Raw genomic sequence first — 21,231 nt, forward strand, 5'->3', positions numbered from 1 at the left:
GAGCAATGACTGTCAGTTGACAGCGTTGCTCATTTCTTTTGCTGTTTTTGCTTGTTTTCGCTCTTCCATTACTGCATTCAACAATCCGCCTAGCATTAAGATAATAGCGGAAAAGTATAGCCACATCATTAGAACGATAATAGCACCGATACTACCATAAGTAGCCGAATAACTAGCAAAGTTCCCTACATAATAAGAGAATGCGACAGACGTTAAAATCCATCCCGTAGCCGAGAATATCGCACCGGGAACAGCACTTGTAAAGTGAATCTTTTTATTTGGGACAATCCAGTATATTGTCACAAAGACCATGAAAATGAGAATGGGTGGCAAAACCCAGCGCAAGCTTCCCCACAATTTCAAAAATCCTTCTTCCATTCCAAAATAAGAGAATGCGAGCGTTCCAATCTGTTCACCGAATACGGGCAATAGCAAGGCTACGACCAATACCCCGATTAATGCTACCGTAAATACGACTGACATCGCTCTTGCAACGACGAACGATCTCGATTCTACTACATTATACGATTGATTTAATCCTTTTGTTAATGCATTCATCCCTTTGGAAGCTGACCAAATCGTCGCTAAGGCACCGATAGATAGTAACCCACCGTTTCGACTTTTCAATATATCAGCAAGTGTGTCATGTAAAAGCGTATACACACTATCAGGCGCATAATCGCGAATCAACAAGAAAATCTGGTCTTGATCAATATTCAAAAATGGTAATAATGTCATTAAAAAGATTAGTAGTGGAAATAATGACAACAGGAAGAAGAAGGCCAATTGAGAACCTAGTCCTGTAATATCGACATTCTTAATACGCACGAGTAGCTCTTTCCAAAATCCATTCGTCGTCGTAACATCGAATTTGTCCTTTTCGCCTTCTTTCAAATCATCGATGAAACCCATGATTTGGGAGTCCTCCATGAAACTGCTCTTTTTCTTTTTATTGCCCCTGTTCTCTTTCTTTGGAGTCAACGGATCTTGTTTCCTCACATTTGACTCACCCCTTTCGATGGTCATATCTTTTTTGAAGCACTGTTTACATGCGATTCATGTACGATGTCCTTGTAGTCTTCTTTTGAATCGACAAATGCTTCTTTCGTGTCGACGACTAATTCTTTCACTTGAGGAGTAAGCGTTTTTAATTCTTCCACCTGACTTTTTATGTACGCCGCATCTCCAGAAAACTGCTCATAGATCGATACATACTTGTCCTTAGTCTCTTGGAATCTTTGTTTAAGCTCTTCCGGGTTCTTTGCATAAAAACCTACTTGCTTCGTCATTCTGTTTGATCTGTCCAGCACATGTCGTCGCGTAGTTTTATCAAGCATGCTGACCGCGGCCCCAACGACTGCTCCTCCAATAATATAGAGTCCGAATTTACTTTTACCCACTAAAAATCCCCTCCAATGTCATCTAAATATCCATATCTCATTATACCCCTACTCTTGAAAAACAAACAATCTTGTTGAAATCCAAAAATAGTACTTGACTAAAGCGCTAAAGTTTCGGAATATTAGTAATAACAACTTTTTAACTAAAAATAGGCTAAAGGAGGATTGAAAAAGGGCAAATTAAGTTTTGAATAAAAAATAAGTACACCAGACAAATTAGGGGGTTATGTGATGGATGGCATTTCAAAATTTCTGGATACAGCAGGCGGATTTATATGGGGACCGCCGCTACTGATTTTACTAGTAGGAACAGGGATATTTTTAACAATCAGACTCGGCTTCATACAAATTCGATTATTACCCTATTCATTAAAACAAGTATTTTCCCGAAAACATAACAAGAAATCTGAAGGCGACATTACTCAATTCCAGGCGTTGATGACCGCCATGGCAGCAACAGTCGGTGTTGGTAATATTGTCGGAGTCGCTACCGCAGTCGTTATGGGTGGACCAGGAGCCATCTTCTGGATGTGGCTTGCAGGATTTTTCGGAATGGCCACAAAATATGGTGAAGCAATCCTCGCAGTAAAATATCGGGTTAAAGATTCCAAAGGCCGTATGGCTGGGGGGCCAATGTATTACTTAGAGCATGGATTAAAGCAAAAATGGCTAGGTGTTTTATTTGCGATATTCGGCGCACTTGCGGCATTTGGTATTGGTAACGGAACACAATCCAAAGCTGTAGCGGAAGCCTTGAATGGCACTTTCAACGTACCTCACTGGGTTTCAGGTATAGGTTTACTTATTTTTGGAGCACTCGTCATCCTCGGTGGTATTAAATCCATCGGACGTGTAACTGCTTTCTTCGTTCCAATCATGGCATTATTCTACTTTATCGCTGGCGCAATTGTTATGGTTATGAATTTCAATCTTGTTCCTGAAGCTTTCGCACTTATTTTCAGCGATGCATTTACTGGAAAAGCAGCAGCCGGTGGAGCAATCGGTGCCGTTATCCGTTTCGGTGTGGCACGCGGCCTTTTCTCCAACGAAGCAGGACTTGGTTCCGCTCCGATTGCAGCAGCTGCTGCAAAGACAGACATGCCTGGACGCCAAGCATTGATTTCAATGACACAAGTATTATTTGATACGCTTATCATCTGTTCAATTACTGGTGTAACAATCGTCATGTCCGGTCAATGGCAGGATAAAACCATTGGGGCAGGATCATTAACTGCGGCGGCCTTTGGAGAGTTCCTAGGTGGGGCTGGACCGATTATTGTTACAATTGGACTCGTATTCTTTGCAACTTCCACTATTCTTGGTTGGAGTTATTATGGCGAAAAATGCTTCCAATACTTGTTCCCGAAAGAAGGAGCAGTTATCGGTTACCGAATTGCATTTGTTGCATTCATCATGGTAGGTGCAGTCGTATCCTTGGATATTGTATGGGCACTTGCTGATGTTCTCAACGGCTTAATGGCTATTCCGAACTTAATTGGTCTTCTTGGATTGTCAGGCGTGATCGTAATGGAGACAAAACGGTTCAAAAACAAAATCCAAGAAGAGAAGGAAGCAGAAAAGCTTGGACGACCGGAACCGGTTGACAGCACATCAAAATAATGTGATGATTAATCCGATGCTAATGAAGGGCGGACTATAGAATGGATTTATCACAACCAACACCTGAGAATGTTTCGTATATGATTGAAAAAATCAAAGACAAGTTACGAATGGTCAATGTAGACGCAATGAGATCAGAAAGCTTCAATACCGAAAAGTATGAAGACCTTGTTTACATGTATGAGATGGTTATGAAAAGGGAAACAATTACTCCTAATGAAATGCAAGCCATCGCTGCTGAACTTGGATCTCTACGTAAATGACTAATAGCCGATATGACAGGACCCCCTGTCACATCGGCTATTTATTTTGTTAAGGCTATATTCAATAACTCTGTTGTTATTCAACAAGAAATGTTTTCTGATTAATGAAACCTATTTGTCATTAGGATCGTATCAATATTAGTACTTTGAGTTATTATACAAACGGGCTAAGAGAATGTTGCATGTATACTGTTGCTTTGCGCTTCAGTCGGAACGCTTTCCGAGGGGCGTGGCTTGAGCCCATAGCTGTCAACTTAAGATAAATGTGTGATTTTTCCAAAATGTTGGTATGTAATAATTACCAACAACTTTTGGAAAGGAGTTCTTTTCATGACTACATCTCAGACAACTCAACTTCTTGAACAGCTTTTTGAAAGTATCCAACCAACACGTGTAGATGAAATTGCGAAGGAAACAGGTTTTATTAAAAGAAAGCGTCTCGTTACTGCAAGTGATTTTCTTGCCCTACTCTTTCAATTTCACGGGAACTTTGCAGGATGTTCTATTCAGGAACTCTGTTCAAAACTAGTCATTGAACAAGATATCCTGATCAGCAGAACTGCCCTAGATAAGAAGTTTACCCCAGAAGCCGCACTGTTTCTTCGACGCCTTGTCCAAGAGATTCTACATCATCAGTTCCTAGAACACGTTCCTACTCATTCTTCTGCAGACCCGTTCCCATTTCTAAGCATCCGCGTGCTTGATGCGACAGCTATCGAAGTACCAGATCATTTGAAAAAACGAGCCGTTAAAACAGAGCAGGAATCTGTGAAAATTCAATATGAGTACGATATCTTGTCAGGTAAAACTACGTTCTTAGATATTGATTTCCAACGTGTGAATGATACAAGAAAGGGTGCTGAACGTTTAGCTTACATCAACGACCATGATTTATGTTTGCAAGATTTGGGGTATTTCAGTTTTGAACAATTTGGCCAGATGCAGGAAAACGGAGGCTTTTTTATCACTAAGCTAAGAAATGATGCCTATCTGGCATTCAAAAACCCTTTTCCTGCTTATCATCAAAACGGAAAAGTGGTTCAAAGTAGCCTGTATCAACGAATTGACCTGGTAAAGCTTTGTGAAAATCTAGAACCTGGTGAATATTTGGAGCTTGAGGGAGTTCATTTTGGTAGGGACTCCCATTTTCCAGCCCGTTGTATTGTGTTTTCACACGATGAAACTCAACGGCAGCACCGCTTAAAAAAAATTCACCGCCGCACTACCAAATCCGGAAAGAAACCTAAGAAAGTTGTAAGTGACCTGGCGGGCATAACAGTTTATATGACAAATCTGCCTGAATCCATTCCCGCAAAAAAGTTGGTAGAATTATATCGTTTGAGATGGCACGTCGAACTATGTTTTAAAACATGGAAATCCTACCTCGGTGTGGATCAATTCAAGGTGATGAAGAAAGAACGGTGGCTCTGTCATCTTTATGGAACACTTCTAGCAATCATCATCAGCCAACTGATAGCTTATCAACTGCGTAATGTCATTTGGGATGAAGAACAGTTGGAAATCAGCGAGATGATCGCCGTACGCACTGTAGCCATAGAATTCTTGCCGAAGTTATATCGAATCTTTATCCACAAAAAGAGGGCGTTGAAGGACTTTTTGTGTCTGGCAATCAGGCTACTCATCAAAACTGCCCGAAAACCAAAGTCATCCAAAGGAACAGCCCTTCAACGCCTTCAATTCAATTAGAGAAAACAATCAACCCTCTCGCTAAAAAAGGAAAATTGTAGTCTCAACATCTCAACAATTCAATTCCCCTAATTTCAAGGAGCAAACCTATTTTATCTTCAGTCCGGCTTAAATAATGGAAGATTTACTCCAAGTCCTTAAGTTGACAGCTATGGTGGCTTGAGCCTCCTCAGTCGCAAAAACGCTCCCTGCGGGGTCTCAAGGCGCACGCTGATCCCTTCGGAGTCGTCCGTCTTCCGCTCCAAGCAACGGAGAGAATTAGGAATAGAGCTAGTTCCACGATAGGGCCAAATAGTTTAATAAAAAAATTCTTCTAACGTATGAAAAGGGGAAAAGTATGAAGAGAAAAATAGTAGTGATAGTTACACTTATTATACTAATTTTAGTTACTTATTCGTTTTGGGTTACCTTCCCAAAACAACATGATAAAACGCTGCAAGGAATATATTATCAATTAGGGAATGAAGAAGAAATATATGAAGTGACTATGCATATCGAAGGAGAAATACGGCGTAGTCTCTTTGGAGAAAAGACTTTTGAAGGTGTTCTTGATATAGAAGATGAAGAACTCGCAGTACCAAAAGGAGAGAGAAATGTTACCATTAAATTCGATGGTGACGGTCGTGGCGATATTGTCTACTCTGGAATTAGGAACGGAAGTCCATATACTCATGGTTATGGTAGTATCTTCGTAAATCATAATTTTACAGAAGTAACCATATTAAAAGGGTCTTGGAATGCAAAAGAGGGATATATGATTACAGCTCCTGCTAAAACTTATTTTGAAGCACTAACCATTTCAAACGAGCTAATGGGAGAATTTTTGAAAGTACCATTATAAAATTAATAGACATGACAAAACTAAATAGTACAAAAGGTTAGATTGACTATATTTAGCACTTGTAGTTTCTATTTTCGATTAATGGGTGCGATTGCTTGGTACTACACTCTTAGTTGATTGGAGTGCAAGCCTTCGACTCCGGGAGGATTAGCGTGTACCTTGAGACCCTGGACGTAGCGAAGCGAAGGAAGCGGCTCAAGCCACGCCCTCCGGAAAGCGTAAGGCTGGAACGTAGATCAACGTTTGTAAGACTATATTATGTCTTGTAATACTAAAGACTTTGTACAACATTAGGGCGCGTTTGTTTGATAGCGCACTCTAGTTGATCGGAGCGGAAGCCGGCGACTCTGGGAGGATCAGCGAGAGACGTTACGAAGAACGGCTTTTGCGAGTGAAGCGTAGCGAGAAGGAGCACATCTTTGCTTTTGACAGGTGAAACACCCGTCGAAGCGAAGCGGAGGGGTGTGGTTCACCGCCCGCCCTCCAGAACGCGTCCGGCTGCAGCGCAGATCAACGGGTACCAACCACTATTCCATAAGGATGCATTTGTTGAACAATCTTCATTAGCCAAGGAAGAGACTAGATGAATCAGAGTAGCGAAAAAAGACCTGTTTTCGGGTCCTTTTTTCTATTTTAATTTTTATAAACACCATTGTTTAACAGAGCCTTTATAAAAAAAGGAAGCTACAGTCTATCAGTAGCTTCCTCTTTTGCATTTATTCGATTGCTGTACCATCTTTTAAGACTAACGGTTGGATCAGTACTTCTACACGGCGGTTTTTACTTCTACCTTCCGCTGTATCATTGGAAGCTACAGGATGATGTTCCCCGTACCCTTTAACACTGAACAATTGCGGATTCAATTCATTGTTCCCGACGATAATCTTCAGGAAATTGATTGCGCGCATCATGCTCAATTCCCAGTTATCCGCGAACTCTCGACTGTTGATAGGAATATTATCCGTATGGCCTGTTATGACAATCTGTCTCGGTTTTTCAAATACGAGTAGTTGAGATATATCCGTAGCCAAGTTTAAATATTGAGGCTTAATTGAGGCTTTTCCTGTTTCAAAAAGAATATTATCACGAATGGATATTAATAAGCCTTCTTCTGTCAATTTTGTTTGAAATTGATTTTCTAGTTCATGTACAGCGATATAATCATCCAATCGATCTTGTATCGCTTCCAGAGATTGCTGATCCTCTAAGTAAGATGAGTTTTCATTAAACTCTCCAGACGCGTTAGAATTCTGAGGGACAATCGCTTCTGTAGGCGACGCGCTATCCATCACGCCTGTCCCCCCATCGAATATCTGATTGAAGACAGATGACATCTGCGTGAATTTCGCTTCATCAATTGTACTTGAAGCAAATAATACAATGAAGAGAGCCAGCAGCAATGTCAATAGATCGGCATAGGGCAACAGCCAGGACTCGTTAACCTCTTCTGGTTCAATATGTTTTTTCTTACGTCTCTTCGACAACCTGGCCCGCCTCCTTCTCGCCCGGTGCTTTCGCAGAGAGCTTTCGACGTTCTTCCATCGACAAGTAAGAAGCTAGTTTCTGTTCGATCACCCGTGGTGCTTCCCCTTCAAGGACGGATAGAATCCCTTCTACCATCATCATCTTTTGTCGAACTTCTTCTTTCGATTTCCGTTGCAACTTATTCGCAAATGGATGCCACAGAACGTATCCCGTGAAGATCCCAAGCAAAGTAGCGATGAAAGCAGCGGAAATAGCAGTTCCAAGCGCTTCAATATCTTCCATATTCCCTAATGCGGCGATCAATCCGACAACCGCTCCAAGAACGCCAAGTGTCGGTGCATATGTCCCAGCCTGGGAAAAGATTTGTGCTCCACCGGCATGACGCTGCTCCATAGCCTCTACTTCTTCGGATAAAACATCCCTTATGTAATCCGCATTTTGGCCATCAATTGCAAGCCCCAAACCATTCTTTAAAAACGGGTCAGTAATTTCTTCGGCTTTCGCTTCTAATGATAGAAGACCTTCCCGTCTTGCAATATCAGCCCAGCCAGAAAATATACGTATCAATTCGGAGTCTGCCATCGACTTTTGCTCTTTGAAAATTACACCGAATAATTTTGGAACCCTTTTAATTTCTTTCATAGGAAAAGCGATAACTACAGATGCAATAGTTCCTAAGATGATAATGAGTAATGCAGCTACGTTGAAAAGCTTATCCGGCGTTACACCTTTGAGTGTCATACCTACAAGTAATGCAACGAAACCAGTTATTAATCCGAATACGGTTGATTTATCCATACCAGTACCTCCAAATGTTCCAATCTACTTCTTCTTATTTCGACATAATGCGTTCAATCTTTAGGGTTAGTCTAGAATTAATAGTGATTAATTCATCGCAATGTTGTATTTTTTCCTTTGCCTGTTTTAACTGACTAGAGTAGTATGAATATATACTCATCTAGGAGGTTATATTTTGACGAATTTCAAACAGAATCTAGCAAATTATGCTGACCTTATCGTAAAGGTCGGAGCTAATATCCAAAAAGACCAGATTCTTTTCATCAGCGCATCTATTGAAACGGTAGAACTTATACGGGAAGTGGCGGCAAAAGCGTATGAATCTGGGGCGAAGCAAGTTATTGTCGATTGGGCTGATGATGAACTGACAAAATTGCGTTTTGAAAAAGCACCTGCAGACTCTTTCTCCGACTTCCCTGAATGGAAAGTAATGGAACGCGAAAAATTGGCTGAAGGCGGAGCTGCATTCATCAGTGTCGTTTCACAGAGTCCTGATCTTTTAAAAGGCATTGAATCATCAAGAATCGCTGCAGCGCAAAAAGCTTCTGGGAAAGCATTGAGCAATTATCGCAAATTGATGCAAGCAGACCGTTTCAGTTGGTGCGTAGTTGCAGCCCCTTCAAAAGCATGGGCAGCAAAGGTGTTCCCTGAACTGACTGAAGAAGAACAGGTAGATGCATTATGGAGTGCAATCTTCAAAGCAGTGCGTGCAGATCAGTCCAATCCTGTTGAAGCATGGAAGACTTTAGATAAAACATTAAATGAAAAAGCTGATTACTTGAATGATAAAGCTTATACCAAACTTCATTATGTCGCACCTGGAACAGACTTGACGATTGAACTCCCTAAAGGACATATTTGGGCGGGCGGTGGAAGCGTCAATGTTGACGGCAATACTTTCATGGCAAATATGCCAACAGAAGAAGTGTTCACTGTTCCGCATAAAGCCGGCGTAAATGGCTATGTAAAAAACACAAAGCCTTTAAGCTACGGCGGAAATATTATCGATGATTTTACAATTACATTCGAAGACGGCAAAATTACCAAAGTGTCCGCTGGTCAGGGTGAAGATGTTTTGCAGCAACTAATCGACACTGACGAAGGGGCAAAACATCTAGGTGAAGTGGCACTTGTGCCGCACGCTTCCCCAATTTCTGAATCGGGATTGCTCTTTTACAATACACTATTCGACGAAAATGCTTCAAACCACTTAGCAATCGGAAGTGCCTATTCCTTCTGTCTCGAAGGCGGTAAAACAATGTCGACCGAAGAACTTGAAAAACACGGTCTCAACCAAAGTATCACACATGTTGACTTCATGATTGGCTCTTCGGATATGGACATAGATGGTGTTTTAGAAGATGGAACGATTGAACCTGTATTCCGAAAGGGAAATTGGGCCTTTTGATTTTAGACACATTTCATATAAACATTTGAAACTACCCTTTAATTATGGCTGATTTATAGTATAATGGATATATAGTAAATAACGATTGTAGAGAGGGGTATCATTATGGGCTTAATGTATACTACAGTAATTGGATATGCAATTGTCCTCTTGCTTGCTGCTTTATTCACAATGCACTATCTTGGCAAAGCACTTGATTCTTCCGACGCGGAAAGAATCGACCCGAAGCCGGAAGTAAAATAAAAAAGAGCTGCCACTTGGCAGCTCTTTTGTTTTTCTGTAAACTACTCTTAATAGATGAACGGGGGGACACGATATGACAATACTATCGGAAATCATTAGTTATAACAAAAACTTTGTAGAAGAGAAGCAATTTGAGGAATATGCGACGACTAAATTCCCTGACAAGCGCATCGTCATTCTGACGTGCATGGATACTCGTTTGACAGAACTTCTTCCAAAAGCGATGAACTTGCGTAACGGTGATGCGAAAATCATTAAAAGTGCAGGAGCAATCGTCACACATCCTTTTGGAGGAATCATGCGAAGCATCATTATTGCAGTCTATGAATTGCAGGCTGATGAAGTATATATAATCGGTCACCATGATTGCGGTATGAGCTCGATTGACACGGACAACATCATCTCTCACATGGTTGAACGGGGTGTGGATAATAGTCTCTTCTCTACATTAAAGTATTCAGGTATTGATATGAAAGATTGGCTGCGCGGGTTTAGCGATGTGACGCAAAGCGTGAAAAGCAGTGTCGATCAAGTCCGCAATCATCCTTTAATGGATCGTTCAGTTCCGGTGCATGGTCTAGTGGCACATCCGGACACAGGCGCTTTGGACATCATCATTGACGGTTATGAACGTATCGACGACAAATGACAGCATATTCCCCGGGAAATAGACAAAAACCTATTCTTCTAGTTGAAGAATAGGTTTTTGACTTTTACTGTTATTTTCCGCCAAGCGGCCTTACCCTTTCAATAATCTTCGGCAAGCACCGCATACATATAATGGTCTTCCCATTTGCCGTTAATATACAGCAGCTTTCTCAACAATCCTTCACGAACGAATTCCGCGTTTTCCAATACTTTAACGGAACCGACATTTCTAGGTGAAACGAACGCTTCAACACGATGTAACGAAACCGTTTCAATCGCAAACTTCGTGACGATTCTTACCGCTTCCGTTGCGAGTCCTCTACCCGTTTCTCTTTGATCAATCGAGTATCCTACAAACCCGCTTGAAAATGGCAGTCTCTTAATGCTATAAAGTGAAATATGTCCGATTAACCTGCTTGTTTCAGCATCAAATATGCCAAAATTGTATTCTCTGCGGTCCCGCATTTGATAAATGGATTCCCTTATTTTGTTACGCTGCACAGAAACCGTATAATAACTCGATTCGTGACGCGGTTCAAACACCGTCCAATACTCCTTGTTCGCAAGGAGTAAATCTGTAAACATTGCCGCGTCTTCTTCTGTTAATATTCGCAAATAACAAGTTCGCCCCTCAAGCAGAATCAATGCTTCTTCACCTTTCTTCTGAAGCTATTTTCATGAACTCTTCTACATCTTGAATGCATAATTTAACACCTTTTGCCCAGAAGTCCTCTTTTGTAATATCTTCACCAAGATGCTTCATCGCTAGGTCTTCAACTGACATGACAGCAGTGTCTCTAAGAAGAGCCATATATTTCTCTTCAAAGCCTTTGCCCTCTTCCAATGCTTTTGCATAAATGCTCAATGAGAACAAATAGCCAAAAGTATACGGGAAGTTGTAGAATGGTGTACCAGTAATATAGAAATGCAACTTGGAAGCCCAGAAATGTGGTTGCACTGTTTCAAGCGCTCCGCCGTATGCTTCTCTTTGTGCTTCTTCCATTAACTCGTTCAGTCTGGATGCAGAAACGACTCCTTCTTTCCGCTCTTCATAAAAGCGTGTCTCAAATAGGAAACGCGCATGTATATTCATGAAGAATGCCACACTTCGCTGGATTTTATCCTCAAGTAGCGCAAGTTTTTCATCTTCTGACTTGGCTGCTTTCACAGAAGCATCTGCTACAATCATTTCAGCGAATGTAGAAGCAGTTTCAGCCACACCCATCGCATATTGACGATTCAAATAATGTACAGGACGTAATGCATAAGAATGGAATGCATGACCGAGTTCATGTGCCAATGTAGCAACGTTTGATGTCGATCCACTAAACGTCATGAAAATACGTGACTCTTCCGATGCAGGCATACCTGTACAAAATCCGCCGGGACGTTTGTTAGGACGATCTTCAGCTTCGATCCATTCATTTTCAAATGCTCTTCTTGAAAATGCCTCTAGTTCAGGACCGAACTTTCCGAAATGCTCAAGGATAAATTCTGCACCTTCCTGGTAAGTGACATTTTTTGTAGAAGATGAAACAGGTGCATCCAAGTCGTACCAGTTCATTTTGTCCGTGCCTACCATTTCAGCTTTACGGTTCAAGTATTCAACAAAAGGTGTTTTGTTAGCGCTGATTGCACTCCACATCGCATCTAATGTTTCCTGACTCATACGGTTGCGCTTAAGCGGTTCCTTCAACACAGACTCTGAATCCCATCCGCGTTTTTTGTATACAGCCAGACGGAATCCAGCCAAGTGGTTCAAAGTTGCCGCAAAGAATTCCTCTTTTTCTTTCCATGCTTCTTCCAGCTTTTCAAACACTTCTTTTCGTACTGCAGGATCTTCATGCGAGCTCAAGTTATTCGCCTGTCCTACAGATAGCTTTTTCGTTTCACCGTCAACTGTCATTTCGATTTCAATCTCACCTACAAGACGGTCATATAGTTGTCCCCAGCTTTGATAACCATCTACGCTAAGCGCAGTAATTAGACTTTCTTCTTTCTCAGATAGTTTCTCCTCGACATCTTCACGCCATTCATTGAGCACAAATGCAAATTGCTTCAATTCATCAGTTTCAAGAAGTTGTTCCCATACGTCTTTATCCGCTTTCGTGATTGTCTGCTGTAGTTTAAGCATAACTGTAGAGAAACGTGCACTTATGCTGCTTACTTCGGATTGAAGCAGCAATGCTTTTTTATCTTTCGTATTTGCAGCGATGAAGCAGCCAATTGTAGCGCCAGCTTCACGCAGGTTTAAAGCAGTTTCAGTAATCTTTTCAATCATTTCATAGACTCTCTTAGCATCTTCGACTTGTTTCGGTGTCTCCAATGCTTCTACAGTAGTTTCCAGTTCGGAAATCTGTTCTTTCACCCCGTCTAAATGAGCCCGTAATTCAGCAGATTCGCTTCCGCCTTTAAAAAACACATCCAAGTTCCATACTTCAGAGTACTTTGTAGTAGTCATGTAAAATCCCCCTAGTCATTTTAGCAATTGTTATAAAAGTCTTTTTTATTATACCATGAATCTTCGGTATACGAAATAATCGATTTGTGACGGAAACTTCATACTTTCTTTCGCAGAGGTTCCTAATCCTATGTATACTGTTCTGAGGGAGGATTTATTATGTCTAGAATTATCCTGATGACCCTTTCTTTGATTGCGGTCATCGTATTGTATATAGCAGCATTTTTCTTCGAAGTGAATGAACAGACTACATTGGAGATTGCCAAGCGCTTACCCGTTCCCTTCATTCCTGCGGATTATGTATTTTTCATCTGGCCAGTGATTTTCATTTCCTTGTTCATTTGGATAGTCAATTTCAATAAAAGGACAAAAATGATGGGTACAAGAAATCTGAACAGGATAACATCTCTGTTTATATTCAGTTGCACTCTTTCGATAATAGGGATTTTCTTTTGGCACTTCGAGAAATATATTTGGACGATTATTGTAGAAGTTCTACTTCTCATTATTCTATTCGCCTGTTATTTCACTTTCCCTAAACGACTTAACGAGTTATCTGGCAGAATTCCATTTAGCCTACTCATTGGCTGGGTGTCCTTTACCTTAGTTTCCACTACGAGCTATTGCCTCATGTTCCATGAGTGGTCAGGACTCGGTCTGAGTGATCCATCTTGGACTGTTCTGTATATGACTGTATGCACGGCGTTCGCTTTGCATTTTATGTATCATTATCGTGATTATGTCTTAAATCTTGTTTTTGTTTGGGCCTTTATTGGAATTGCTGTTAAAAATGGATTGAACGAATTGTTCATTACGGCAGTTGCATGCTTCCTGGCCGTACTCATCGTCGCATGCATTTTCTTCTTTAGGAAAAAAGGAATCGAAAAATAAGAGCAGCGGCATGAAAATTTATGCCCTGCTCTTTTTCAGTTCCTTTTTTGCGGTTCGGTTTAAAGTCCCTTTGTAAGGGAACTCTAGTAATGATAGACATCAATACGCACGTTTAAGAAGTCGGGGTGCAGTCGTGAACAGAATAACCGCCACTATGGCACATAAAATAATCGATGGAACCATGTAGGATGCATTGTAGACAAGTGAATACAACCAAACCGGTTGGTCCCCAGCAAAATCGGCAAAGAACACGATTCCACCGATATAATGGACAAGGAAACGAAGAAGGCCTCCGAAAACCGTTCCAACAACAATAGCCATTGCCATTGATTTCTTATTATTAGTCTTTCTGCTGTTCATCAGCCAAACGACTGTTACTGCAGCAAAGCCAACGACTGTATAAGCGACAAAATAGTCAAGTGCAGCCTGATAGACGTTAAGAATATAAGCGCCTGAAACGACTTTTAATAATCCTGTGATAAAGCCAGTCAGCATGCCGCCTGCAATTCCCCATCGATAAGCCATTAAAATTATCGGTAACATGACAAGCGTTATTGATCCGCCTTGAGGCATTTCAAATAGTGTGAGCTTATCCAGAATAAATGATAGAGCCCCTAAAATGGCAACTTCCAATAAAAACTGCAAACGTTTACGATCCAAATGAAACTCCTCCTCTTTTTCTGTGGGAGGGATACGGGAAGAAGATAGTGTGTCTGTAAAGTTCCCATCATGGAAATAACTTCTTGTACATAATTTTGATGTTCAAGGAACAGAGCCACATATACGTAGACAAATAAAAAAACGACATCCCGGATAGAACCGAGACACCGATAGCTGTCAGTTTCCATCCACATCCCTACGCAAGTATGAACTTACAGGTTCAAAGGGTCAGGATTTGTATCCTATCTCAGCCAAAGTGGCTCCCCTTGTGGTCGTGTAATTCAATTGTCGTTATAATTGTATATGGGAAGTTGCATATAAGCAAGATGATTCTACCAATATATACGAATCCATGGGAGGTACCTATGTCTAACAATAAAATTTTATCGGCCGTTTGCTATTTCAGTATATTCTTTTCTCCTCTTTTATTACCTGCAATCGTCTATTTCGTTACAGATGATTTCGAAGTGAAAGGACATGCAAAAAAATCACTAATTTCACATTTAGCTCCGATTGTATTACTAGTCGCCGGTTTTATCCTATTCTGGTTCTCAATGGTTTCATTTGAAACTAGGATTACTTCAATAGCATCTGGAGGATTTGACTTTTGGGCGTTTGCACCTTTGTTATTTATGGGCGTATACGGACTGCTATTTCTCGTTGTTGTCATTTGGAACGTCTATCAAGGGGTTAAAGTGCTAAAGTGAGCATGATCGAGTCACGTGAGCAAGCACACTTCTTCATACGGTGAATTATGATATAATTATATAGAAAAGTACGCATCGAGAAGGGGCTTGTAAATAATGATTGTTAAAAATAACGACGAAATTGTAGCGTTAAAAAAGATTGGACGCATTGTCGCAGAGATCCGGGAAGCAATGAAAGACGCAACAATTCCTGGTATGACGACAAAAGAACTAGACGAACTCGGCGGGAAATTATTCGCTGAACATGGTGCTGTATCGGCACCGATCGATCAATATGATTTCCCTGGATATACGTGTATTAGTGTGAATCACGAAGTGGCACATGGAATCCCAGGTTCATTAGTCATTAAAGATGGTGATCTCGTTAATATCGATGTTTCGGGGTCATATGAAGGTTATTTTGCAGATACCGGCATTTCTTTTGTCGTTGGCACGAGTGATGAAAAGAAACAGCAATTATGCGATGTAGCGAAAATGGCATTTGACCGGGCGATGACAAAAGTCAAAGCGGGGTCAAAATTGAACCAGATTGGCAAAGCAGTGGAACGTGTTGCGAGCGATAACGGTCTGAAAGTAATCCGTAACTTAACAGGACATGGAATTGGCACTGCCTTGCATGAAGAACCCCAACATATCTTAAACTACTATGATGCGTGGGATAAAACACTTATGGTCGATGGAATGGTGTTAGCTGTCGAACCGTTCATTTCCGAAAAAGCTGAAAATATCGTTGAACTTGGTGATGGTTGGACATTTGTCACACCTGACAAATCGATGGTCGCACAGATTGAGCATACGATTATCGTCACAAAAGATGAACCAATTATACTTACACAGCTTTAATAACAAAAGGGCAAGCTGATGGGCCATTATCCTTTTCCCATTGGTTCCCTGACTCATGAAGAGACTCCTAGACACGAAATTTCATTTTAAGCAAAAAGCAAGCGACAACCGAAATTCTTTTCGGCTGCGCTTGCTTTTTTTATTTCTTCTTCGGATTTTTTTTCGTTTCCGGCTTCTCGCCAACCGTTTTCGAATTACCTTCCGTCAATTTCCCTTTATACCAGACTTTTTGTACAGGCTTAAATTGCTTGGACAACTTTTTATATGTCCGTTCTTCAGGATAAGACAGCAGTGTCAACACTTCTCCATCTTTACCTGCTCGACCTGTACGACCAGAACGATGTAAATATTGTTCGATTGTCTGAGGCACATCGACATGAATTACATGCGTTAGTCCTTGGATATCGAGGCCTCTAGCTGCTAGATCGGTAGCTATCAGTATTCTGATATCTCCTTTGCGAAATTTCTCTAACGTATCCTGACGCTCAAATTTTGTCATCGATGAATACAGTACAGCGACAGGTGCTTCATTGTATTGTAATTTCATTTCCTTCATTCTTAGCTGATCGACATTATTCATGAATGCGAGTGCATGAATTGATGGAAGATGTGCGAGTCCGCGCAGCAGATTCGTTTTGTCTCTTGCCTCTGTTTTAACGAAGGAGTGCACAATTTCCCCTGATGACGGCATATCTTCAAGTGATACTTGCAACCGGACTGGGTCATTCATGAGTTTCTCTGCGACTAGTTCAATTTCTTCTGTAATTGTTGCTGAAACGACAGCAACTTGCCGTTCCTCATGTGACACTTCGATCAAGTTCTTGACGATGACGCGGTGTTCTCTTGCCAATAACTGATCGCCTTCATCTAAAATAATGTAACGGATTTCATGCATTTTTAGCTTTTTTGACTTTACGAGTTCTATTAGACGCCCAGGAGTCCCAACGACAATCGTTGGCTTCTTTTTCAGTTTCTCGAGCTGGCGTTGCATGTTTGCTCCGCCTATCAGTTGAGTTACTGTTATGTCAGTACCCTCTACCCATTCACGAATGACATTGACGATTTGCATCGACAACTCTTGTGATGGAGCCACGATCAATGCTTGGGTCTGTTTCTTCTTACCGTCTACCTGTTGCAAGATCGGCAATACATAAGCCAATGTTTTTCCGGTACCTGTCGGTGATTCTGCGACGATATCCTTGCCATTAAGCATTTCCGGTATCATTTGCGCCTGAATCGGTGTTTCACTTTCAAATTTCCACTTATTCTTAAATACATCGTCCATTTTTTCCAAGAAGGACATTCTCATCCCCGCTTTCAACTGTTCATTCTTTTATAATGGACTTGATTGGGTCTTATTTCAACTACTTTCATTAATAAGGCTTTCGTCTAGCCTTCGTTTTCTGTTCAAATGCATAGGCGTATCCGATTAATTCAGGTTCAGAAAAAGCCTCTCCGCAAAAAGTTATGCCGAACGGTTCACCCGATCTAGAGAAGGCAGCTGGTACTGTTATAGCTGGCCGCCCTGCCGCAGCACTGAAACTACATCCATGATCTTGCGGGAAAATAAGTGCGTCTATTTTATGTTCGACGAACGCTTTGTCGAGCGCGATTTCACCCGCTAGATGATGATTGCTTAACAATGCATGAATATATTCAGGCTCGGTTAACATCCCACTCGTCCGCTCCACCTTCTCCAATATCACTTGCCCATATGTCAACGTTTCCTCAGGATGTTCATTATTAAAGCGGATAATATCCGCAAGTGACCGGATTGGGTTCGTCGGCGAGGTATTTGCAAGGTATTCATTTACAGCCACTTTGAATTCATAAAAGAGAACGTTATAACATAAATCATTTTCCATCGTGCCAAGTTCGACATGATCAATCACTTCCGCTCCAAGATTTTCAAGCGTTCTTAATGCCTCATCGAAAAGAGTTTTCCGCTCAGTGGAAATCTCTCTTTCAAAAATCGTTCGCGCTACACCAATCCGCTTACCTTTTAATGCATTCGCATCCAAAATTGACTGCCAATCCACATTATCAAAACGTTCGGCCCCTCGAGTTGCCGGGTCGGTTTCATCCATACCTACCATCAAACCGAATGTTAGTGCTGCATCCTCTACAGATCTCGCCATCGGCCCCGGTGTATCTTGCGTAAATGATAATGGAATGATGCCTGACCTGCTAATCGCTCCGACTGTAGGTTTAATACCGACAAGTGAATTCTGGGCTGACGGATTAATGATCGAGCCGCTTGTCTCAGTTCCGATTGCTACCGCGCCCATATTCGCAGCAATCGCAGCAGCTGCCCCTGAACTGGATCCCCCTACATCAAACAGACCATACGGATTATTGACTTGACCACCCCTGGAGCTCCAACCATTTTTCATTTTGTCGGACATGAAATTGGCCCATTCCGTCATATTCGTTTTTCCAAGAATAACTGCACCCGCATCGCGTAATTTCTTCACAAGAAAAGCATCATTTTCTGCATAATGATGTTGCAGCGCAACCGACCCGCAAGTGGTATGCATGCTATCGGCCGTATCCATATTGTCTTTTAAAAGAATAGGTATGCCATGTAAAAAAGACCGCACTTTGCCAGTACGGCGTTCTTCATCAAGACCTCGCGCGATTTGCAGTGCACGCGCATTCAGTTCAAGTATAGCGTTAATATTGCTGTTCTTCTCGCCAATCGTCTCTATATACATAATGACCAATTCCTCAGAACTGATTTCACCCTTCTCCATCTTTACCTGCATGTCACGAATGGTGGCTTCCTCCAACCAGCCTCTTTGGAGCTCCTTCAAACGTTCGTTCACTCCGATTCCCCCATCCATTTGCTTTTAATTAGTCTTTGCTGTGTAGTGTTTCATCAGTTCATAAAACGATAACTCGTATAGTTGCTTCCCATTAATTTTGAATATCCCATCTTTGACGAGTCTATCTATAACTTTCGATCTTTTATTATCTAATTGTGGATGTTCAATTTTTCTCATGCTGTTCTTTCCTCCTACTAGCTGATACTTCATCTATTCCTCATTAGGTGTGTATATAAACCAGGCTGGAAGACGAAAGAATATTCTGTTCACCATGTAGCATCTAACTGGTGCACAATCTCATCAAAAAATTCACTTGTTGCACTAACGAAAAACACTCCCCTTTACTTGCTTCAGAAGGGGAGTGTTTTTTCACCAATTGCTATTCTTGTATTTCTTGTAGTAATTGATTTGTCTCAGAAACAGATACAGTTTTCGTTTAAAGCTCCGGTCCTTTTTGTAGAATAGCGGGTTGGCGTATTTACCCGCTTTCAGGAGCTTTCTGACGTCTTCATTCACTTGTTTATTGCCTACAAATTTCTTCAAGACTATTTTAGGAACAACCGTGAACAGGAAATCCTCTTTAAGAAGTGTCAGCGGTTTCTGTTTATTATAAATGAGATCATCTACAAGATTCTTTGCCAGATTATGACCACAAGACGTAATGTAGTAGCTTGAGCGCCCTTGTCGGATATTCACCTCAAACACTTTGAACTTTCCGTCTCGATGATCATACTTCAAATCGAAATTTGCATAGCCTACATAATTGAGTGCCTCTAAAAAGCCTTGAAGCTTCAGCATCATTTCTTCATTATATCGAGTGAGGACCGCTGTATAATTCCCAATCGCTGTAACGGTATGCTCCTGCAAAACGACTTGTCCAAATGTAATCAGCTCAGTATTTCCGCGACTATTAATGTAGAAAACGGAATCCCACATATATGTATCATCACCGGGTATGAAATCCTGGATGATTAAATCATCCCGATATCCACTATTCTTTATCGTGCTAATGACTTGCTGGATTTCTTCATAGGAATGAACTTTATACACTTTCTGCATTCCTTCAAACGGATGTTGATAATACTGCACGCCATTACTCGGTTTGATGATGACTGGGAACATCACTTCATCGGTGAATGCGGAATCCTCTACACACGAATGAAAATAAGTAGACGGTGCATCGATGTCATGTTCAGCACAGAGCGCATAGAAATTCTTTTTCAATAGAAGATTATTCATTAACTCTTCATCAATATTATTAAACACAAAATCGTCTTGTAGTGCTTCACGGTTTTCGATGATCAACCTCACATACAGATCGTTTGTACCGACAAGCAGCAACTTCTTACCTGCCGTCTTATATTTAGCCGCTACTTCTTTTAAAAAGCGTGGGAATATCTCTTTCTCACCAAGTTTCGGGTTCAATTCGATGGCCCCGGGAATTGTACTCAACGATGTAAAAGATAAAGGCTCTTTACCGACAAGTATCGGATGAATTCCATATTCTTCATGAAATGAGATGGCCATATTGTACGCATTAATATCAGTCCCGACAATAATCGGGATAAACGGATGATTTGTCATAGTTTCCTCCAACTTGCTTTTCTTAATCTAAGTGTAGGGTTCCTGTTTTTTCTTGTCAATAAACCTCTTGGCACGTTTCACTGTTCAAGCGTTCACGGTTTCCTTTTGAATACTTTGCCATAGATGCCATGGATGCTCTACAGGCGGATTCGACCGGAAATGCATCCTCTCTTTCGTCGTCGGATGCGGAAATTCAAGTGAATGCGCCCATAAAGCGATTTGTTGACCAGGCTTGTTGACATGCTGCCCATATTTTTGGTCTCCATAAAGTGGCGCATCCGAAGCAGCTAATTGAACACGAATCTGATGCGATCTACCTGTATGCAATTTAACTGACAGCAAACTCAATCCATCTCTGCTCTCGATCGTTGAATAGTCAAGTACCGCTTTCTTCGCGCCAGGATAAGTTGCTTCAACGGCATGCACTTTGTTTTTCTTTCCATCTTTCCATAGATGGTGCTCCAATTTTCCGGATACGTTCAACCGACCACGTACAACGGCTATGTATGTTCTATCCATTTCTCGTTTTCTCAAAACATCTGATAACCGTGAAGCTGCCTTTGATGTCTTTGCAAATACTAATACACCACCAACCGGTCGATCCAATCGGTGGACAAGCCCCAAGTAGACATTACCGGGTTTCTGATAACGGTCTTTTAAGTATTCTTTCAACATTGTTAACAGATCCTTGTCTCCACTTTCATCTTCTTGCACCGGAATATTGACAGGTTTCTCAACAACGAGCAAGTGATTGTCTTCATATAAAATGTGAACAGACATGAGTCACAGCCCCCTTCACAAAGCTTTCCACATAAATCGCATGAATTCTTATATTGCCTTTCATTAT

The 21,231-nt window shown here is 41.3% G+C and carries 22 protein-coding genes and 1 riboswitch; of the genes, 10 read left to right on the forward strand and 12 right to left on the reverse strand.

Going from position 1 to position 21,231, the window contains the following annotated elements; genetic code table 11:
* Positions 1-12: 12 nt before the first annotated feature.
* Both QWT69_RS12100 and QWT69_RS12105 read right to left on the reverse strand, forming a co-directional pair.
* Positions 13-999 carry a YihY/virulence factor BrkB family protein gene (locus QWT69_RS12100; RefSeq protein ID WP_317965991.1) on the reverse strand — a complete coding sequence of 329 codons (987 nt, stop codon included), beginning with the start codon at positions 997-999 and terminating at the stop codon, positions 13-15.
* A gap of 23 nt (positions 1,000-1,022) precedes the next feature.
* Positions 1,023-1,400: a YtxH domain-containing protein gene (locus tag QWT69_RS12105; protein ID WP_317965993.1), complete on the reverse strand. Its 378-nt coding sequence runs from the start codon at positions 1,398-1,400 to the stop codon at positions 1,023-1,025.
* Between the two features lie 231 nt (positions 1,401-1,631).
* Here QWT69_RS12105 and QWT69_RS12110 point away from each other — a divergent pair, with 231 nt between their 5' ends.
* The 4 genes from QWT69_RS12110 to QWT69_RS12125 all read left to right on the forward strand — a co-directional run bounded on the left by QWT69_RS12110 (position 1,632) and on the right by QWT69_RS12125 (position 5,831).
* Complete coding sequence (locus tag QWT69_RS12110; RefSeq protein ID WP_317965995.1) at positions 1,632-3,020, forward strand: alanine/glycine:cation symporter family protein; 1,389 nt, start codon at positions 1,632-1,634, stop codon at positions 3,018-3,020.
* 41 nt (positions 3,021-3,061) lie between these two features.
* On the forward strand, positions 3,062-3,283 hold the full coding sequence (locus tag QWT69_RS12115) for a DUF1128 domain-containing protein (RefSeq protein ID WP_317965997.1): 222 nt from the start codon (positions 3,062-3,064) through the stop codon (positions 3,281-3,283).
* A gap of 330 nt (positions 3,284-3,613) precedes the next feature.
* Entirely contained in the window at positions 3,614-4,990 is a 1,377-nt protein-coding gene (locus tag QWT69_RS12120) for an IS4 family transposase (RefSeq protein WP_317964784.1), read from the forward strand.
* A gap of 337 nt (positions 4,991-5,327) precedes the next feature.
* A complete protein-coding gene (locus tag QWT69_RS12125; RefSeq protein WP_317965999.1) occupies positions 5,328-5,831 on the forward strand; it encodes a hypothetical protein in 504 nt (167 codons plus the stop codon).
* 716 nt (positions 5,832-6,547) lie between these two features.
* Here the strand turns inward: QWT69_RS12125 and motB are convergent.
* Both motB and motA read right to left on the reverse strand, forming a co-directional pair.
* Positions 6,548-7,315, reverse strand: coding sequence for a flagellar motor protein MotB (motB, locus tag QWT69_RS12130; protein WP_317966001.1), 768 nt, complete (start codon positions 7,313-7,315; stop codon positions 6,548-6,550).
* Positions 7,299-8,114 carry a flagellar motor stator protein MotA gene (gene motA, locus QWT69_RS12135; protein WP_317966003.1) on the reverse strand — a complete coding sequence of 272 codons (816 nt, stop codon included), beginning with the start codon at positions 8,112-8,114 and terminating at the stop codon, positions 7,299-7,301. The genes motB and motA overlap by 17 nt, the downstream gene beginning before the upstream one ends.
* 175 nt (positions 8,115-8,289) lie before the next feature.
* On the opposite strand from motA, the gene QWT69_RS12140 reads away from it, so the two are divergent.
* From QWT69_RS12140 to QWT69_RS12150, 3 genes are all read left to right on the forward strand, one after another.
* Positions 8,290-9,522 (forward strand): aminopeptidase, encoded by a 1,233-nt coding sequence (locus tag QWT69_RS12140; RefSeq protein ID WP_317966005.1) that lies wholly within the window; start codon positions 8,290-8,292, stop codon positions 9,520-9,522.
* 105 nt (positions 9,523-9,627) lie between these two features.
* Complete coding sequence (locus QWT69_RS12145; RefSeq protein ID WP_317966007.1) at positions 9,628-9,765, forward strand: hypothetical protein; 138 nt, start codon at positions 9,628-9,630, stop codon at positions 9,763-9,765.
* A 73-nt stretch (positions 9,766-9,838) separates the two neighbouring features.
* Positions 9,839-10,414, forward strand: coding sequence for a beta-class carbonic anhydrase (locus QWT69_RS12150; RefSeq protein ID WP_317966009.1), 576 nt, complete (start codon positions 9,839-9,841; stop codon positions 10,412-10,414).
* Between the two features lie 98 nt (positions 10,415-10,512).
* Here the strand turns inward: QWT69_RS12150 and QWT69_RS12155 are convergent, their stop codons facing one another.
* A complete protein-coding gene (locus QWT69_RS12155; protein WP_317966011.1) occupies positions 10,513-11,058 on the reverse strand; it encodes a GNAT family N-acetyltransferase in 546 nt (181 codons plus the stop codon).
* Positions 11,059-11,065: 7 nt separating this feature from the next.
* A complete protein-coding gene (locus QWT69_RS12160; RefSeq protein ID WP_317966013.1) occupies positions 11,066-12,874 on the reverse strand; it encodes a M3 family oligoendopeptidase in 1,809 nt (602 codons plus the stop codon).
* 159 nt (positions 12,875-13,033) lie between these two features.
* Between QWT69_RS12160 and QWT69_RS12165 the strand changes: the two genes are divergently transcribed.
* Complete coding sequence (locus QWT69_RS12165) at positions 13,034-13,765, forward strand: tryptophan-rich sensory protein (RefSeq protein ID WP_317966015.1); 732 nt, start codon at positions 13,034-13,036, stop codon at positions 13,763-13,765.
* A 99-nt stretch (positions 13,766-13,864) separates the two neighbouring features.
* On the opposite strand, the gene thiT is transcribed toward QWT69_RS12165, so the two are convergent.
* Complete coding sequence (gene thiT, locus QWT69_RS12170; RefSeq protein WP_317966017.1) at positions 13,865-14,425, reverse strand: energy-coupled thiamine transporter ThiT; 561 nt, start codon at positions 14,423-14,425, stop codon at positions 13,865-13,867.
* A 176-nt stretch (positions 14,426-14,601) separates the two neighbouring features.
* Positions 14,602-14,702: riboswitch (TPP riboswitch) on the reverse strand.
* An 88-nt stretch (positions 14,703-14,790) separates the two neighbouring features.
* Here thiT and QWT69_RS12175 point away from each other — a divergent pair.
* Together QWT69_RS12175 and map are read left to right on the forward strand one after the other, a co-directional pair.
* Positions 14,791-15,132 carry a magnetosome magnetite crystal formation protein family gene (locus tag QWT69_RS12175; protein WP_317966019.1) on the forward strand — a complete coding sequence of 114 codons (342 nt, stop codon included), beginning with the start codon at positions 14,791-14,793 and terminating at the stop codon, positions 15,130-15,132.
* Positions 15,133-15,228: 96 nt separating this feature from the next.
* Positions 15,229-15,975, forward strand: a complete 747-nt coding sequence (map, locus tag QWT69_RS12180) for a type I methionyl aminopeptidase (protein ID WP_317966021.1) — start codon at positions 15,229-15,231, stop codon at positions 15,973-15,975.
* Positions 15,976-16,114: 139 nt separating this feature from the next.
* Here map and QWT69_RS12185 read toward each other — a convergent pair whose 3' ends face one another.
* The 5 genes from QWT69_RS12185 to QWT69_RS12205 form a co-directional block, all read right to left on the reverse strand.
* Positions 16,115-17,278, reverse strand: coding sequence for a DEAD/DEAH box helicase (locus QWT69_RS12185; protein ID WP_317966023.1), 1,164 nt, complete (start codon positions 17,276-17,278; stop codon positions 16,115-16,117).
* A gap of 70 nt (positions 17,279-17,348) precedes the next feature.
* Positions 17,349-18,800 carry an amidase family protein gene (locus QWT69_RS12190; RefSeq protein ID WP_317966025.1) on the reverse strand — a complete coding sequence of 484 codons (1,452 nt, stop codon included), beginning with the start codon at positions 18,798-18,800 and terminating at the stop codon, positions 17,349-17,351.
* Between the two features lie 24 nt (positions 18,801-18,824).
* Positions 18,825-18,977 carry a Fur-regulated basic protein FbpA gene (locus QWT69_RS12195; RefSeq protein WP_317966027.1) on the reverse strand — a complete coding sequence of 51 codons (153 nt, stop codon included), beginning with the start codon at positions 18,975-18,977 and terminating at the stop codon, positions 18,825-18,827.
* 192 nt (positions 18,978-19,169) lie between these two features.
* Positions 19,170-20,384, reverse strand: a complete 1,215-nt coding sequence (locus QWT69_RS12200) for a carboxylate--amine ligase (RefSeq protein ID WP_317966029.1) — start codon at positions 20,382-20,384, stop codon at positions 19,170-19,172.
* A gap of 84 nt (positions 20,385-20,468) precedes the next feature.
* Positions 20,469-21,164, reverse strand: a complete 696-nt coding sequence (locus QWT69_RS12205) for an RluA family pseudouridine synthase (protein ID WP_317966031.1) — start codon at positions 21,162-21,164, stop codon at positions 20,469-20,471.
* Positions 21,165-21,231: the final 67 nt, after the last annotated feature.

This window comes from Sporosarcina oncorhynchi (genome assembly GCF_033304615.1).
Lineage (GTDB): Bacteria > Bacillota > Bacilli > Bacillales_A > Planococcaceae > Sporosarcina > Sporosarcina oncorhynchi.

Bases quoted from the DNA above. Each gene is read 5' to 3' on its own strand.
- QWT69_RS12110 (WP_317965995.1), top strand. From the start codon at position 1,632: ATGGATGGCATTTCAAAATTTCTGGATACAGCAGGCGGATTTATATGG.
- QWT69_RS12115 (WP_317965997.1), top strand. From the start codon at position 3,062: ATGGATTTATCACAACCAACACCTGAGAATGTTTCGTATATGATTGAA.
- QWT69_RS12120 (WP_317964784.1), top strand. From the start codon at position 3,614: ATGACTACATCTCAGACAACTCAACTTCTTGAACAGCTTTTTGAAAGT.
- QWT69_RS12125 (WP_317965999.1), top strand. From the start codon at position 5,328: ATGAAGAGAAAAATAGTAGTGATAGTTACACTTATTATACTAATTTTA.
- motA (WP_317966003.1), bottom strand. From the start codon at position 8,114: ATGGATAAATCAACCGTATTCGGATTAATAACTGGTTTCGTTGCATTA.
- QWT69_RS12145 (WP_317966007.1), top strand. From the start codon at position 9,628: ATGGGCTTAATGTATACTACAGTAATTGGATATGCAATTGTCCTCTTG.
- QWT69_RS12150 (WP_317966009.1), top strand. From the start codon at position 9,839: ATGACAATACTATCGGAAATCATTAGTTATAACAAAAACTTTGTAGAA.
- QWT69_RS12160 (WP_317966013.1), bottom strand. From the start codon at position 12,874: ATGACTACTACAAAGTACTCTGAAGTATGGAACTTGGATGTGTTTTTT.
- QWT69_RS12165 (WP_317966015.1), top strand. From the start codon at position 13,034: ATGTCTAGAATTATCCTGATGACCCTTTCTTTGATTGCGGTCATCGTA.
- QWT69_RS12175 (WP_317966019.1), top strand. From the start codon at position 14,791: ATGTCTAACAATAAAATTTTATCGGCCGTTTGCTATTTCAGTATATTC.
- map (WP_317966021.1), top strand. From the start codon at position 15,229: ATGATTGTTAAAAATAACGACGAAATTGTAGCGTTAAAAAAGATTGGA.
- QWT69_RS12185 (WP_317966023.1), bottom strand. From the start codon at position 17,278: ATGTCCTTCTTGGAAAAAATGGACGATGTATTTAAGAATAAGTGGAAA.
- QWT69_RS12195 (WP_317966027.1), bottom strand. From the start codon at position 18,977: ATGAGAAAAATTGAACATCCACAATTAGATAATAAAAGATCGAAAGTT.
- QWT69_RS12200 (WP_317966029.1), bottom strand. From the start codon at position 20,384: ATGACAAATCATCCGTTTATCCCGATTATTGTCGGGACTGATATTAAT.
- QWT69_RS12205 (WP_317966031.1), bottom strand. From the start codon at position 21,164: ATGTCTGTTCACATTTTATATGAAGACAATCACTTGCTCGTTGTTGAG.